Source organism: Chryseobacterium sp. HNCC26DJ241 (assembly GCF_057180505.1).
Window position 1 is genome coordinate 320,532 of record NZ_JBXUGL010000001.1, and the last position, 13,737, is coordinate 334,268.

15 protein-coding genes and 1 pseudogene are annotated in these 13,737 nt (G+C 32.7%); 5 read left to right on the forward strand and 11 right to left on the reverse strand.

What is annotated here, in order from left to right; all coding sequences use genetic code 11:
• Positions 1 to 40 precede the first annotated feature (40 nt).
• The 6 genes from deoC to AC2A1C_RS01435 form a co-directional block, all read right to left on the reverse strand.
• Entirely contained in the window at positions 41 to 1,039 is a 999-nt protein-coding gene (gene deoC, locus AC2A1C_RS01410; RefSeq protein ID WP_484022748.1) for a deoxyribose-phosphate aldolase, read from the reverse strand.
• A gap of 288 nt (positions 1,040 to 1,327) precedes the next feature.
• The gene (locus AC2A1C_RS01415) at positions 1,328 to 1,798 is read right to left on the reverse strand and encodes an Lrp/AsnC ligand binding domain-containing protein (RefSeq protein ID WP_484022750.1); all 471 of its coding nucleotides are present in this window, start codon (positions 1,796 to 1,798) and stop codon (positions 1,328 to 1,330) included.
• Between the two features lie 51 nt (positions 1,799 to 1,849).
• Positions 1,850 to 2,809, reverse strand: a complete 960-nt coding sequence (locus AC2A1C_RS01420; protein ID WP_484022751.1) for an endonuclease/exonuclease/phosphatase family protein — start codon at positions 2,807 to 2,809, stop codon at positions 1,850 to 1,852.
• Between the two features lie 47 nt (positions 2,810 to 2,856).
• Complete coding sequence (gene trmD, locus AC2A1C_RS01425) at positions 2,857 to 3,528, reverse strand: tRNA (guanosine(37)-N1)-methyltransferase TrmD (RefSeq protein ID WP_484022753.1); 672 nt, start codon at positions 3,526 to 3,528, stop codon at positions 2,857 to 2,859.
• Positions 3,525 to 4,784 (reverse strand): NAD(P)/FAD-dependent oxidoreductase, encoded by a 1,260-nt coding sequence (locus AC2A1C_RS01430; RefSeq protein ID WP_484022755.1) that lies wholly within the window; start codon positions 4,782 to 4,784, stop codon positions 3,525 to 3,527. Before AC2A1C_RS01430 ends, trmD begins: the two co-directional genes overlap by 4 nt.
• Before the next feature lie 58 nt (positions 4,785 to 4,842).
• Positions 4,843 to 5,193 (reverse strand): T9SS type A sorting domain-containing protein, encoded by a 351-nt coding sequence (locus AC2A1C_RS01435; RefSeq protein WP_484022757.1) that lies wholly within the window; start codon positions 5,191 to 5,193, stop codon positions 4,843 to 4,845.
• A gap of 146 nt (positions 5,194 to 5,339) precedes the next feature.
• Between AC2A1C_RS01435 and AC2A1C_RS01440 the strand changes: the two genes are divergently transcribed.
• From AC2A1C_RS01440 to AC2A1C_RS01450, 3 genes and pseudogenes are all read left to right on the forward strand, one after another.
• Positions 5,340 to 5,957: a class I SAM-dependent methyltransferase gene (locus AC2A1C_RS01440; protein WP_484022759.1), complete on the forward strand. Its 618-nt coding sequence runs from the start codon at positions 5,340 to 5,342 to the stop codon at positions 5,955 to 5,957.
• A gap of 55 nt (positions 5,958 to 6,012) precedes the next feature.
• Positions 6,013 to 6,738: pseudogene (gene lptB, locus AC2A1C_RS01445) on the forward strand (LPS export ABC transporter ATP-binding protein); the annotation flags it as partial.
• A 481-nt stretch (positions 6,739 to 7,219) separates the two neighbouring features.
• On the forward strand, positions 7,220 to 8,191 hold the full coding sequence (locus tag AC2A1C_RS01450; RefSeq protein WP_484022760.1) for a helix-turn-helix transcriptional regulator: 972 nt from the start codon (positions 7,220 to 7,222) through the stop codon (positions 8,189 to 8,191).
• A 4-nt stretch (positions 8,192 to 8,195) separates the two neighbouring features.
• Here AC2A1C_RS01450 and AC2A1C_RS01455 read toward each other — a convergent pair whose 3' ends face one another.
• Genes AC2A1C_RS01455 through AC2A1C_RS01475 form a run of 5 tightly spaced genes read right to left on the reverse strand, consistent with a single transcriptional unit; the run spans position 8,196 to position 10,976 of the window.
• Positions 8,196 to 8,759, reverse strand: a complete 564-nt coding sequence (locus AC2A1C_RS01455) for an RsmD family RNA methyltransferase (RefSeq protein WP_484022762.1) — start codon at positions 8,757 to 8,759, stop codon at positions 8,196 to 8,198.
• Positions 8,760 to 8,795: 36 nt separating this feature from the next.
• Positions 8,796 to 9,149 carry a four helix bundle protein gene (locus AC2A1C_RS01460; RefSeq protein WP_484022764.1) on the reverse strand — a complete coding sequence of 118 codons (354 nt, stop codon included), beginning with the start codon at positions 9,147 to 9,149 and terminating at the stop codon, positions 8,796 to 8,798.
• 49 nt (positions 9,150 to 9,198) lie between these two features.
• Positions 9,199 to 9,912, reverse strand: coding sequence for a DUF3822 family protein (locus AC2A1C_RS01465; RefSeq protein ID WP_484022766.1), 714 nt, complete (start codon positions 9,910 to 9,912; stop codon positions 9,199 to 9,201).
• Between the two features lie 49 nt (positions 9,913 to 9,961).
• A complete protein-coding gene (locus AC2A1C_RS01470; protein ID WP_484022768.1) occupies positions 9,962 to 10,456 on the reverse strand; it encodes a Smr/MutS family protein in 495 nt (164 codons plus the stop codon).
• A gap of 19 nt (positions 10,457 to 10,475) precedes the next feature.
• The gene (locus AC2A1C_RS01475) at positions 10,476 to 10,976 is read right to left on the reverse strand and encodes a metallophosphoesterase family protein (RefSeq protein WP_484022770.1); all 501 of its coding nucleotides are present in this window, start codon (positions 10,974 to 10,976) and stop codon (positions 10,476 to 10,478) included.
• A 91-nt stretch (positions 10,977 to 11,067) separates the two neighbouring features.
• On the opposite strand from AC2A1C_RS01475, the gene truA reads away from it, so the two are divergent.
• Together truA and AC2A1C_RS01485 are read left to right on the forward strand one after the other, a co-directional pair.
• The gene (gene truA, locus AC2A1C_RS01480; RefSeq protein ID WP_484022772.1) at positions 11,068 to 11,799 is read left to right on the forward strand and encodes a tRNA pseudouridine(38-40) synthase TruA; all 732 of its coding nucleotides are present in this window, start codon (positions 11,068 to 11,070) and stop codon (positions 11,797 to 11,799) included.
• A 74-nt stretch (positions 11,800 to 11,873) separates the two neighbouring features.
• A complete protein-coding gene (locus AC2A1C_RS01485; protein ID WP_484022774.1) occupies positions 11,874 to 13,634 on the forward strand; it encodes an ABC transporter ATP-binding protein in 1,761 nt (586 codons plus the stop codon).
• The last annotated feature ends 103 nt before the right edge of the window (positions 13,635 to 13,737 follow it).

The following is a 13,737-nucleotide window of genomic DNA, read 5'->3' on the forward strand; positions in this document are numbered from 1 at the left end:
AGCTATCCGTTTTCATAAAATCCATCAACCATTATCCGAATTAAGCCATCGGATGACGGAATCCCGCAGAATAACTTCCGGTAACGTAATGTTCAAGCTGTCTTTCAATATCTCCCAAAAGCGAACTCGCACCAAAACGGAACAATTCCGGAGTGAGCCAATCATTTCCTAATTCTTCTTTCATCAGAATAAGATAATCTAATGCTTGTTTTGCTTTCTGAATTCCGCCAGCTGGTTTGTAGCCTACTTTTACACCTGTTAATTCATAATAATCTCTGATGCAGCGAATCATCACTAAACTCACCGCTAAAGTCGCGTTCACCGATTCTTTTCCTGTAGAAGTTTTGATAAAATCTGAACCTGCCATCATTGCTACCCAACTTGCTTTAGCCACTTTGGTATAAGTCGGAATTTCACCGGTTGCCAAAATAGTTTTCATGTGTGCATCACCACACGCTTGTCGGCATAATTTTACTTCATTGTAAAGTTCTTTCCATTTGCTTTCCAGAACAAGATCACGACTGATTACAATATCTATTTCGGTAGCTCCCGCTTCTACAGATTTTTTGATTTCAGCAAGTTTTTCCTCCAAAGAATTTTTCCCTGCCGGAAATCCCGTAGAAACTGCAGCAATAGGAATTTTTGTTCCTTCCAGAGCTTCTTTTGCATAAGGAATCAGATTATGATATACGCAAACAGCTCCGGTGGTTAATCCGGAATCTGCCATTCCTAATTTTTCCAAAATATCGTGACGAACAGGATTTTTTGCTTTTTCGCAAAGACGAAGCACATTTCCACGAGTATCATCACCTGCTAAAGTGGTAAGATCGATCATAGAAATAGCTTTGAGCAACCAAGCTGCTTGAAATTCTTTTTTTACGGATCTTCTTCCTGTGAGTGTATTGACACGGCGTTCTATTGCACTACGATTGATGCTGATATCATCAAAATATTTCTCATTGTAAGGAATTCCTTCATTTCTTTCTATTGCATGATCAGCCGAATTTTTTGAAGGATTTTTTTCCAAGACCTTAGTCATAAATATTTGATTTATAATTTATAAATAGTTTAAAATTTGGGAAAAGTAAAAGTACATAAATGTAGCGAATTGAAAAAGAAAAACAGCATAAACTTCAAAATAAAAGACACTGTCTTAAAAGACAAAATTTGAATTTCTGCATTAATGAAAATTTAAAAAACAGATCTCATTTTTAGTAATTTCTAAAATAAACAAGTGAAATTCATTAATTATTTGGGAATATGACAACGAAAAAAGAGGCGTGTCTATTTTTGAGACAGCCTCTTTTATAGATTTATAGTATATAAATCACACTTTTAATTGTCTGCTGATACTTTGCTCCAGAGATATAAAAGTTTCTGTTCTGGTTACACCTTTTAATTTCTGAATTTTGTTAAGTATCTTCATCAAATGATCGTTGTCTTTGCAAAGAACTTTCAGGAAAATAGTGTAATTTCCTGTAGTGTAATGTGCTTCTACAACCTCATTTACTTCTTTCAAGGCTTTCACAGCATCTTGATAATGTCCCGGTTGCTCTAAAAAAACACCAATATAGGATACTACTTTATATCCTATTTTTCTTGGATTAAGGAAGGAAACTGAATTTTCAATAATTCCTGCTTGTTCCAGTTTTTTAATTCTTTGGTGCACAGCTGTTGTGGAGATACCCACATTTTTAGAGATCAACGCTAACGATGTCTTGGCATTATCCATTAACATATAGATAATATCTTTATCTATTTCGTCTAAATAATACCCTAAGTTGGTTTCTGTTTTCATAATTTTTCTTCTTTTTTCTGCTAAATTTTCAAATGTTATATTTCTGTAGTTCTAGATCTTTTCTGTCGTTCTAAACTCTGTTATTACAGGAAAATGATCACTATATCCTCCCAGATATCGGGTTCCTGCATAAGTTCTAAATGGTCTTCCACTATATTTTTTGTCCCAGTTGCTTATTTTTTCATGCTTGAAGACCATTGCATTTTTAAATATAATTGGTGAACTATGATTAAAAAAATGCTCTGATAGTAAAATTTGGTCAAAAAGTAGACCATTCTTATAATGAAACGTCGAAAAAATATTCTTCTTGTATAGTTCTAAGTAAGGATTAGTTAAAGTTGTATTAAAAGTCTTATTAAATGTTAAATTTTCTAAAGTTTTTTCGTCAGGATTAGAATTAAAATCGCCTAAAACGATAACTGCTTCATTTTTTTCTTTAATCAGTTCGTAAACCCTGTTACCAATCTCTTCCGTGATATATTCCCTTTTAGGAAGATTAATATCTTTTTCTCTTTTTGAAGGAAGATGCAAAACAAAAATATGAAAAGATAAGTTATTATACAAAAATTTACAATAAAGTACGTCTCGAGTTGTATCATAATCTTCAGGATCGTCATTCACAATCTCAAATAAAAATGAAATTGGCTCTGAAGATTGTATCTGGATTTTAGTAGTATCATACAACAAAGCCACATCTACACCTCTTTCATCCATAGATTCATAATGGACATAATCATAGCCTTCAAAAATCTGATGCTTCAATAAGTCTTTGAGCACTTGTTTTCCCTGAACTTCTGACAGCCCAATCAAAAAAGGAATTTGAGAATACTGTTCTTTTACCAATTCTACAACACGAGCTATTTTAAATATTTTATTATAATATCTTTTTTCATTCCAGTTTCGAAGTCCCGATCTTGTAGGATCCAATTTATGCACTGGTTTTGGATCTGGCAAAAACAAATTTTCCACATTGTAAAACATTATCATTTCTTTCGAATTTATTTTTTCCATTAATCTTGATTTCGATTTTTCAAAAATAAATGATTATTTTAATATAATCACAAAATATCTGGTCTTTTTTTTCGTGTAATTTCTAAAGCTTGTTGATATTGCCATTCTTCAATTTTCGCAAAGTTGCCACTCAACAGTATTTCAGGCACTTTTAGGCCTTTATAATTTTCCGGTCTTGTATAGATTGGAGGTGAAAGAAGATTGTCCTGAAAACTATCTGTAAGTGCACTTGTTTCATCATTCAGAACTCCCGGAATAAGACGAATAATAGAATCTGCCAAAACACAAGCTGCCAATTCTCCACCAGTGAGCACATAATCGCCTATTGAAATTTCTTTTGTAATATGCAAATCACGAACTCGCTGATCGATTCCTTTATAATGACCACAAAGAAAAAGAAGGTTATTTTTTACGGAAAATGTATTGGCCATTTTCTGATTTAATGTTTCACCATCCGGAGTAAGATAAATAATTTCATCATATTCTCTTTGCGATTTTAGTTCAGAAATGCATAAATCCAAAGGTTCTACCATCATTACCATTCCCGCATTTCCTCCATAAGCTTCATCATCGATACGACGATGCTTATTATTTGCCCAATTTCGCAATTGATGAAAATGAACTTCTACCAAACCTTTTTCTATAGCTCGTTTCAAAATTGAAGTTCGGAACGGGCTTTCCATAAGTTCCGGTAAAACACTTATAATATCAATTCTCATTGTTCCGTTTTATTTTTTTTGTTGGGCAATATAATCAGTCTTAATGAAGAATCTCCATTGAAATAACTCCACATCCAATTAAAAAATATAGCCAATTTATTTCGTACCGAAAGAATAAGCATCAAATGAAGAAACATCCAAAAATACCACGCCAATAATCCCTGAAAACGAAAATTCGGCAAATCTACTACCGCTCTGTGTTTCCCTATTGTCGCCATACTTCCTTTATCATCATATTCATATTCTTTCCATTTTTCTCCTGATTTTTTGAGAAAATTATTAGCCAAATTTTTTCCTTGATTGATGGCTACATTTGCTAACTGAGGATGACCAGTAGGATATTTTGGAGTTTCCATAAATGCAATATCTCCAATTGCATAGATGTTTTCATATCCTTTTATTCGGTTAAAACGATCTACAATATATCGGTTTTTAATGATCTTTTCAGCAGCTATTCCTTTAATGACATTTCCTGTGACTCCAGCTGCCCAGATTACATTATTGCTCGGAATACTTTCTCCGCTTTTTAGAAAAACACGATCTCCATCATAATCTACTACCATTTTATCACTCATAAATTCTACTCCAAGCTGTTTGAGATATAGCTCGGCTTTATTCTGAGCTTCAGGACTCATTACATTCAAAGGTTTTTCGGTTCCGCTTACCAAAATAATTTTGAGCTGATTAAAATTCATGTGAGGGTAATCTTTGGGAAGAATTTCCTTTTTCATTTCTGCAAAAGCACCTGCCAATTCAACACCAGTGGGACCACTTCCAACAATTACAATATTCCAGTTTCCATTATCACTTCTTTTTTTCTCATTAATCAATTTTTCGAAAGTAAGCAAAACGTGATTCCGAATACTGATAGCTTCTTGTGTATTTTTCATTCCAAACGTAAGGCTCTCCATTTTTTCGTTACCAAAAAAATTGGTTTTGCAACCTGTTGCAATCACTAGTTTATCGTAGGTGAATACTCCGTCGTTGGTAATGATCTTATTTTCTTCCGGAACAATGGATTCTACTTCCAAAAGACGAAACTGAATATTTCTGGATTTCTGAAAAATTTTCCTAAAAGGAAATGAAATATTAGACGGTTCTATCCTTCCACAAGCTACCTGATAGAAAAGCGGCTGGAACATGTGGTGATTCACCTTATCAATCACAATTACTTTTTGCCCTGATTTTCCATTGAGTTTTCTGGCAAAACGTAATCCTGCAAAACCTCCACCTATTACAATTATCTTATCTCTCATGGATTTTTATTTTCTTCAAATCGGTTTCAAAAAAAAACCCCTGAAAATTCAGGGTATTTTATTGTTTTATAATTTGTGTGACTTTCTGAGTATTGTCACTTAAAGTATACCGCATCAGATACTTTCCGGGTCTTAGTTTATCAAGTCTTATTTCCCCAGAATTCATATTAACACTTACTTCTGCTACCTGCATTCCTAAAATAGAGTAGAAAGCAACTGACTTAATTTTTAAAGACGAATCTTTCGACTTTATAATTATATAGTCTTTGGCAGGATTAGGATACGCTACCAAGACACCATCGTCTGATTTTTGTGTAATATTTGCCACATCTCTTGATGCTTGTGCCTTCAGAGAAGAAAAACCAGAAAAAAGGCTTACTAAAAAAATCAACAATAAATTTCTTTTCATACTAATGATATGTATATTATACACTTCAACATAGCAAAATTATTTAATATTAAAATACTATGCAAGAGTTTTAAATTATTTTTGTAAAATATTTCCAAAATTTGTTCCAAAACGTATTTTAAAAAACTTTTAAGAAAAATTTAACTATGAAAACTTCTTTTCAAAAAGAGCATTGGGAAACCGTATATAAAAACAAATCTCCCCAAGAAGTGAGTTGGACACAGAAATTCTCGAAAACTTCTTTAGACTTAATTAGAAATTTGAGTACTGATAAAAATATAAAAATCATTGACATAGGTGGCGGAGACAGTACACTTGTCGATTTTTTGCTCAAAGACGGATATACTGATATCACTGTTTTGGATATTTCTTCCAAAGCATTGGAAAAGGCAAAAAATCGTTTAGGAGAAAAAGCCAGCCAAGTAAAATGGATCGAAACTGACATTACAGAATTCATCCCAGAAAATCAATATGATATCTGGCACGACAGAGCAGCTTTTCATTTTTTAACCATTGAAGAACAAATTTCAAAATATCTGGAAATCACAAAAAAAGCTGTAACTCAAAATATAATTCTCGGAACTTTTTCTAAAAACGGACCATTGAAATGCAGTGGATTGGACATCATACAGTATGACGAAAACACCATGAGCAAAATATTTGAAGAAAATTTTGAAAAAATTAAATGCTTCACAGAAGATCACACTACTCCATTTGGAACTATTCAGAATTTTCAGTTTTGTGTTTTTAAAAGAAAAAATTGATATTGGCATACATTCTGCCCATTACTGCATGTAAAAAATATTTATCTTTGCCGTCATGATTCTGCGCGGAGAAAATTTAATTAAAGAATACGGTCCGAAAAAAGTTGTAAAAGGAGTTTCTGTACAGGTAGAACAGGGAGAAATTGTAGGTTTACTGGGACCAAACGGAGCCGGAAAAACGACTTCCTTTTATATGATTGTAGGATTGGTAAAACCCACTTCCGGAAAAATATTTCTGGATGATAAGGAAATTACAAGCGATGCCATGTACAGAAGAGCGCAGAAAGGAATCGGATATCTTGCACAAGAAGCATCGGTTTTCCGAAAACTTTCCGTAGAAGAAAATATTATGGGAGTTCTTCAGCTTACCAAACTTTCAAAACGTGAACAGCAAATAAAATGCGATGAACTGATTGAGGAATTTTCTTTGCAACACGTTCGTAAAAATCGTGGAGATTTACTTTCCGGAGGAGAAAGACGTAGAACCGAAATTGCCCGTTGTTTGGCAACTAGCCCGAATTTTATTCTTCTTGATGAGCCTTTTGCAGGAGTAGATCCAATTGCTGTGGAAGACATCCAAAAAATTGTAAGAAGTTTGGTCGATAAAAATATCGGAATCTTGATTACCGACCACAATGTTCAGCAAACTCTCGCTATTACTCATAAAACATATATCATGTTTGAAGGAAGAATTTTGAAAGAAGGCCTTCCGCATGATCTGGCAAACGATCCACAGGTTCGGGAAGCCTATCTTGGAGAAAATTTTGTGTATCAGGATATTCTCAACAAACCGAAAAGAAAATCGTTAGTCTATAATATTTGGGCAGGAAATTTCGATTCGAAAGCTAAATTTCAGGAATTTGTGGATGAAAATTTTTCGGATGCAGACAATCTTCGTCTAATGTATGGCTTTGAAGATATCAGTTTTGCTTCTTTGGCAAATTCTGAAATTGAACATATATTCAATGAGATAGTTGATAAAAATGCGAATAATTCTTTCCTTTTCCAGAAAAAAGAAATAAATTCCAATTACAGCAAGGAACAAGCGGAAAGCGAATCAAAATCTCTTTCAAAAACTGAGCTTCATTATCTTACTTCTTATATTTACGAAGCATAGATCGTTTTTTAAATTAGTTTTCCAAAGATTTTAAAAATCTGTCACCATTTTAGTATTTTTGAATATGGTAAAAACTGGCCATTCTCGAAATTTACTGGCAATTTTTTTTCGTTAAATTGGTAAATTCATATCAGGAAAATTAAAAATGCAAAACCAATATTTCAAAAAAATTGATCGTGTTACTGCAATTCTCACCCATTTGCAAAGCAAGCCTTTGGTTCGTGCACAAGATTTGGCTGAAAAATTTGAGGTCAGCATAAGAACCATTTATCGTGATATTAAAACTTTGGAAAATGCCGGAATTCCCATCATCGGAGAAGCCGGAAATGGTTATTCATTGATGGAAGGTTACAAACTTCCGCCTATTATGTTTACCAAAGAAGAAGTTTTAAGTTTCATCACTGCTGAAAAACTGATGCAAAAATTTTCTCATGAAAGTTTGGGAAATCATTATTATTCCGCAATGGAAAAAGTACGTTCAGTTTTGAAATTTTCGGACAAAAGCATGATACAAAATATTGAAAATCAAATCAGTATTTATGGCTATCGTCCAAAATCCGAAGATGTGGTAAAAAACAGTGTTCCGATAATTTTGGAAAGTATCGCTGAAAAAAAACAATTGAAACTCGAATATCAAAATATAAACGGAGACATAACGGAACGAACTATTGAAGCAGTCGGAATTTTTTTTGAATTCAATTATTGGTACATATTGGCTTTTTGTACAATGAGAAAAGATTTTCGGCAGTTTCGTGTGGATCGGATTCTGAAAATTTTAAAAACTGAAAATCCTTTTCATCAGGAATATGGAAATGTGGGAGATTACAGACAAAAATCTAAAAATCCGAAAACAACAGCAAAAATCCTCGTCGAAAAAAAAATAATACCTTACATTTCCAATTCTAAAAAATATTATGGTTTAGTTTCTGAAGAACCCACTGAAAATGGAATTTTGCTCACTTTTGAAACAGAATGGATCAAAGATGGATTTCCACGTTGGCTGATTACTTTTGCAGATTATATCAAGATTTTAGAACCTGAAAGTCTGAAAATAAACATGAAAAAACTGGTTTCGGATATTTCTAAAAATTTAGATGCTTTAACAAAGACATCCTAATCATTTAATTTTCTTTTTCCAAAGGTTTAAAAAAGCTAAAGCTCACATTTCCATATTTTCTGGTATCTGCAAGCTGGGGATGTTCTAGTTTTAATCTGCTTTGATGTTCCAAAATAAAAACTCCATTTTCCTTTAAAAAATTATTATTCAGAACCAAAGAAATCATTTCGTGGTATTTTTTTTCTTCCGTTTCAAAAGGTGCATCTGCAAAAATAATGTGATATTGCTTTTTGTTACGGTTTTTCTTTAGCCAGTCATAAACATCAGCTCTCTGAACATTGATTTGCAAAGCCATATCCAATTCAGAAGCTATGGAATTGATAAAACCGGTATGTTTCGGATTCATTTCCACAGAAGTAATATCCTGACAATCTCTCGATGCAAACTCCAAAGAAATAGAGCCAATTCCTGCAAAGAGATCCAAAACAGAGCAAAATTCCAAATCATATCGATTTTCCAAAATGCTGAACAAGGCTTCTTTTGCAAAATCGGTAGTCGGTCTTACATCAAAATTTTTCGGAGCTGCAATTTTTTTAGCTTTCCATTTTCCGGAGATGATTCGGTACATAAAAGTGTTGGGTGTTAGATGTTAGATGATGGATGATTAATTCAATTTATTTCTGAATGCTATTATTTGGTTCATCAATTTATATGCTTCTTGATAAAGTTCGGAGAATAAGTTTTCATCAATATATTTTCTATTTTTTGCTTTATAGAGACAAGTCACAACTTCTGCAAGTGAACGAATAGAATAATTTAGAAATCTTTTAAATTCTATATTACTCTGAAGAATACAACCTTCAGAAATATTTAATGCAATAGAATCTACGGCTCTTCTGATTTGCGAAGTAAGATTAAAGGTTTCATCTTTAGGAAAATTTAATGAAATTTGAAAAACTTTTTCTCCAAAATTCATAGATTCTTGCCAAATAATTAATTTTTCAAATTTAAAACTCATTTAATAAATTTTGGAGTAAACATTAACCTCCAGCTTCCAACATCCATCATCAAGCAAAAATAAAATTTCTGTTCGGGATATTGTCAAAAGAAATTTTCAAATACTTTACAAACTTTCTTAATTCAGATATGAACGTTTCATTTTCGGTGGTTTCGCCGTACACATAAAAATGAGTTTCATCAATTCCGAATTCAATTTTGCTCAACGTAAACATGATGAAATAAAGAAAATCAACTTCTGAATTCACATCCAGATTATTATATAAGATCACTTTTTTATTGTCGAATGCAAAAAATTCGCACTGATGATGATATAGATTAATATGGATTTCTTTTTTATTTTTCGGATTCAAAGAATTCAGGAATTTTTCTCCCGAAAAATTGAAATGAACAGGCTTGTTTAGAGTCTTAATTTTCTGATAATTTTCTTTGGGAAAAGCATAATAAAACTGTACTCCGAATTTTTTATTCACCGAAAGCATCAGTTCTTCCTTATCTTTTTCTACCGGTGCATTGTAGCCGATCAGCTCATATCCCAAATCATGCTGAGAAAAACCTTCCGGCATTAACGTAAAATGATTGAGTGCAGAAATTACGGAAATTTCAGAAAAATCTTTTTGCAAAAGCTCATCCAGTTTTTCATTAAGAAAATTTTCCAGAGTTTCTTCGGATACAAACCATGCCTTTTCTTCTCTCACATTTCTGCTTTTGGAAATCTGATATTGCAATCCGTCTTTTGTGAAAAGTAAATTGAGTTTTTTCATAATGAGTTCCCGCAAATTTAGTAAAATTGTCGGGATGTTTGAAAATTGTCTATTGAAAGTTTACCATAACAGAACCTGAAGAATGATAAAAAAATTCATCATCTTCAAATTCTACATGAAGTTGGCTTTTCAAGATATCAAAAACCATATTTTGCAAAACACCGTCTCCAATCCCGTGAATAATTTCCAATTTTTTGATATTGTTTTTACGACAAAAATCCAACGTTTCCAACAATTTTTCTTTCTGAATAAAAAGCCGCTCAAAACTCTCATAATCAATTGGATTGCTCACTAATTTTTCAAAATGAAGATCAAGAACAAGATGGTTTTTGTTATGTTTTTGAGATTTCGGTTTTGTTTGTTCAAACTTTTTCTCAATTTTTATGTTTTTGTAAATATCTGTATTTCTCAATACAACATTTTCTTTCGGATATTGATAGATAAAACCGAATTCATCTTCAAAAGACACCATATTTCCGTAAATAGAAGTAATGATTCCATTCAGATTTTCGTCAATCACAGAAATTTTGTCTCCGATTTTCATTTGTCCAGATTTTAGATTTTTAAGTGTTTCTTGTACCAAGTTCTATAATTTCCAAATCTTTAATTTCTTTTCCATCAATTTTGAATCTCATCATTGTTCGTACTTTGTGCCAACCGGATTTTCCACAAGCTCCCGGATTCAAGTGTAGAAGTTTAAAATTTTCGTCATACATCGCCTTCAAAATATGAGAATGCCCGGAAATAAAAAGTTGCGGAGATTTTACCAAAATTTCTTTTTTTGCCAAAGGTGTATATTTTCCGGGATAACCACCGATATGAATCATCAAAACCTCTACATCTTCACACATAAAACGATTAATTTCAGGAAATTCGGAACGGATTTTAGTGTCGTCAATATTTCCGTAAACTCCCTTTAAAGGTCTTATTTTTTCCAGTTCTTCGATTACATTCATATTTCCGAAATCTCCGCAATGCCATATTTCATCGGCTTCTTTTGCATAATCAATAATTCTGCTGTCGATATAAGAATGTGAGTCGGAAAGAAGTAAAATATTTTTCAAAATTTAAAATTATTTTTCAAAAATACCATCAATTCATTTATACATTAATCGTAAATCAAAATCCGTATTTTTGTCCTGCAAATTTAGTAAATTGAGATATTTTATAGAATTTTCTTATAACGGTAAAAATTATTTCGGATACCAGATACAACCCAATGAAAACTCTGTGCAGGAAGAGTTGGAAAAAGCACTATCCACAATTCTGAGGGAAGAAATAAAAACTACAGGAGCAGGAAGAACCGACACCGGAGTTCATGCAAAAAAAATGTTTGCCCATTTTGAGACGGAACAAATTTTAGACGAAAAATTGCCACAAAAACTGAATAGCTTTCTTCCACCGGATATTTCTATTAAAAGAATTTTTAAAGTGAATAATGATTTTCATGCCCGTTTTGATGCAACTTTCAGGACGTATGAATATTATATTTCTCTTGAAAAAAATCCTTTTACGCTGGATTCTGCTTGGCAACATTGGAAAAGATCTTTGGATATTGACAAAATGAATGAAGCCTGTAAAATCCTTTTTGAATATGAAGATTTCACCAGTTTTGCAAAACTGAAAACCGACAACAAAACCAATCTCTGCAAAATTTACAAAGCAGAATGGGAACAAAACGGAACTGAACTAAAATTTACCATTTCAGCGAACCGATTTCTAAGAAATATGGTGAGAGCAATTGTAGGAACAATGGTGGAAATCGGCTCAGGAAAACTAAAACCGGAAGATCTAAGAAACGTGATAGAAGACAAAAACCGAAATTCTGCCGGAACTTCCGCTCCAGCTCAAGGATTGTTTTTGGTGGATGTCGGGTATGAATTTTAAAATAAAAATTACTCTATGACTTTAAAATTGTATTTTTGCATATACTTTTTTGAAGTAGTTTACCTTTCTTTTTGATGAAAAAACAAACCACCTGGAACATTATACAAAGGCTTTTCAAGATTGGGATGAAGTTCCGTTCTTGGTTTATTGCTGCATTGTTTATTTCCATTTTACTTTCCATAGTTTCTACATATCGACCGTATCTTTCTATGGAAATTGTAGATTCGGATATCATCAAACTTCGTGATAAATCTTTGATGATGAAGCATATCTATATCTTCATCGCCTTAGTTTTTGCGGAAACAATTCTGAATTTTTTTCTGGTTTATTTTTCCAATTTTATTTCGCAGAACGTTATTCGTGATCTTCGTGAACGATTGTATCATAAACTTATCTATTTCAAAACTTCATTTTTTGATAAAACTCCGATCGGCCAATTGGTAACTCGTGCTGTAGGTGATGTAGAAACCATCTCTACTGTGTATACAGATGGTTTTCTGATGGTCTTCGGTGATGTTCTGAGGATTATTTTTGTTTTGATAATGATGTTTCAGGTGAATGTACATTTAAGCTATATTTCACTGGCAATATTGCCTATCATGGTTCTTATTACACGATTTTTCCAAAAAAGATTGAAAAAAGCATTCGGAGACGAAAGAACGTGGACAGCCAATCAAAATTCTTTTGTACAAGAACGTTTAGCAGGAATGCCTCTGATTCAGGTTTTTGGGAGGGAAGAAGCAGAATTCAAAAAATTTGATACTATCAATACCATTCTGAAATCTGCACTTTTAAGGACTGTCTATATTTTCTCATTGTTTTTCCCGGTTGTTGAATTAATTTCTTCTTTATTCATCGGATTTATTTTATTTTATGGAGGATATATCACGATTACAGCAGGAGAAGTAATTGCATTTATCCAATATATTTCGATGCTGATTCGTCCGTTGAGACAAATTGCGGACAGATTCAATAATATTCAGCGCGGAATAGTAGGTGCAGAAAGAGTTTTGGGCGTAATGGACGAAGATTATTCCATGCCAAATCAAGGAAAAATTACGAAAGATCATTTTGATGGAAAAATAGAATTCCAGAATGTACATTTTGCTTATGATGAAAAGCAGGAAGTTTTAAAAGGTATTGATTTTAAAGTAAATCCGGGAGAAACCGTTGCAATAGTGGGTGCAACCGGAGCCGGAAAATCGACAATCATCAGTTTGATTACCCGATTGTATGACATTAATTCCGGGAAAATATTGATTGATGATATTGAACTTAAAGATTATGAACTTTACAACTTGAGAAGTCATATTGGTGTGGTTTTGCAGGATGTTTTTCTTTTTCATGGAAGTATTTTTGAAAATCTTGCTTTCGGAGATGAAACCATTACTTTGGAAAAAATAAAAAAAGCAGCAAGAGAAATTGAAGTTGATGAATTTATAGAACAGCTTCCGGAAAATTATAATTTCGTAGTCAGTGAAAGAGGTTCTTCTATTTCTCTGGGACAAAGGCAATTGCTTTCATTTTTAAGAGCCTATCTTTCCGATCCTAAAATTTTGATTCTGGACGAAGCAACTTCTTCCATTGACCACGAAAGTGAAAAACTGATCCAAAGAGCTACTGAAAAAATTACCAAAAACCGAACTTCCATTATTATTGCCCACCGACTTTCCACCATAGAAAAAGCCGATAAAATTATTGTAATGGATGGCGGAAAAATAGTAGAAGAAGGAAAACATGCAGAACTCCTCCGAAACAACGGCTACTACTCTACTCTTTATAAAGCCCAACTAAAACATGAAGTGGAGGAAAATGAAAATTCAATGCATAGATAATCTAATGTATTTGCTAAAATTATTCCCGAAGATTCAAATTCAACAATTACATTATTTCCAGAATGATAGAGATTTATCATATTGTCTTGTATATCAGCTATCG

Coding starts and splice junctions, on each gene's coding strand:
- deoC (WP_484022748.1), bottom strand. CDS start 1,039: ATGACTAAGGTCTTGGAAAAAAATCCTTCAAAAAATTCGGCTGATCAT.
- AC2A1C_RS01415 (WP_484022750.1), bottom strand. CDS start 1,798: ATGAAAACAGAAACCAACTTAGGGTATTATTTAGACGAAATAGATAAA.
- AC2A1C_RS01420 (WP_484022751.1), bottom strand. CDS start 2,809: ATGGAAAAAATAAATTCGAAAGAAATGATAATGTTTTACAATGTGGAA.
- trmD (WP_484022753.1), bottom strand. CDS start 3,528: ATGAGAATTGATATTATAAGTGTTTTACCGGAACTTATGGAAAGCCCG.
- AC2A1C_RS01430 (WP_484022755.1), bottom strand. CDS start 4,784: ATGAGAGATAAGATAATTGTAATAGGTGGAGGTTTTGCAGGATTACGT.
- AC2A1C_RS01435 (WP_484022757.1), bottom strand. CDS start 5,193: ATGAAAAGAAATTTATTGTTGATTTTTTTAGTAAGCCTTTTTTCTGGT.
- AC2A1C_RS01440 (WP_484022759.1), top strand. CDS start 5,340: ATGAAAACTTCTTTTCAAAAAGAGCATTGGGAAACCGTATATAAAAAC.
- AC2A1C_RS01450 (WP_484022760.1), top strand. CDS start 7,220: ATGCAAAACCAATATTTCAAAAAAATTGATCGTGTTACTGCAATTCTC.
- AC2A1C_RS01455 (WP_484022762.1), bottom strand. CDS start 8,759: ATGTACCGAATCATCTCCGGAAAATGGAAAGCTAAAAAAATTGCAGCT.
- AC2A1C_RS01460 (WP_484022764.1), bottom strand. CDS start 9,149: ATGAGTTTTAAATTTGAAAAATTAATTATTTGGCAAGAATCTATGAAT.
- AC2A1C_RS01465 (WP_484022766.1), bottom strand. CDS start 9,912: ATGAAAAAACTCAATTTACTTTTCACAAAAGACGGATTGCAATATCAG.
- AC2A1C_RS01470 (WP_484022768.1), bottom strand. CDS start 10,456: ATGAAAATCGGAGACAAAATTTCTGTGATTGACGAAAATCTGAATGGA.
- AC2A1C_RS01485 (WP_484022774.1), top strand. CDS start 11,874: ATGAAAAAACAAACCACCTGGAACATTATACAAAGGCTTTTCAAGATT.